This is a genomic window from Kitasatospora nipponensis, from assembly GCF_039528135.1.
GTDB classification, from domain to species: Bacteria; Actinomycetota; Actinomycetes; order Streptomycetales; family Streptomycetaceae; genus Kitasatospora; species Kitasatospora nipponensis.
Map to the genome: position 1 here is coordinate 1 of NZ_BAAALF010000947.1, position 581 is coordinate 581.

General features: G+C 71.9%; 1 protein-coding gene and 1 pseudogene. Both read right to left on the reverse strand.

The window, feature by feature from the left end; translation table 11 throughout:
* Positions 1-371: alpha-E domain-containing protein (locus tag ABD323_RS44225; protein ID WP_344447640.1), on the reverse strand; the 371-nt coding region annotated here is incomplete at its 3' end.
* Positions 368-581: pseudogene (locus tag ABD323_RS44230) on the reverse strand (circularly permuted type 2 ATP-grasp protein); the annotation flags it as partial. The pseudogene ABD323_RS44230 and the gene ABD323_RS44225, both read right to left, overlap by 4 nt.

Sequence of the window (581 nt, forward strand, 5' to 3'; positions counted from 1 at the left end):
CGCTGCTCGGCGAGCTGGTGCCAGGTGGAGTTGAGGGTCTCCCACATCTCGGTGGAGACCACGTCGCGTGCGGTCAGCGCGTTCTGCCGGGCCGCCCGGAGCGCGCCCTCGATGGAGCCGGGGCTGACCGCGTCGAAGGCGAGCCGGGACAGGACCGAGTCCATGTCGCAGTGCTGCTCGGTCGGGACGGCCACGCCGAGGATGGCGTGCAGCGAGCGGCAGGCGGCGTCCTCGTCGCTCCACGGGTCCTCGAGCAGCCGGTGCAGATAGGCGTCCAGGATGCGGGCGGGGTCGTCGGGGCGCTCCACGTAACGGCCGACCCAGAACAGGGATTCGGCGATCGGGGAGAGCATGGTGTCGGTGGTGATCACTGCTGGTGTCCCTCCTCCTGGGCCGGGCCGCCGGGCGTGCTCCCGGTGCCGGGGCCGAACTGACGCGGGATCACTTCGCTGACGGCGGTGGAGTGTTCACCGACCGGTGGGTTCGACGGGGCGCTGGGAGCCAGCACCCAGGTGTCCTTGGAGCCGCCGCCCTGGCTGGAGGTGACGATCAGGTTGGCCTCGCCGAGGGGCACCCGGGTC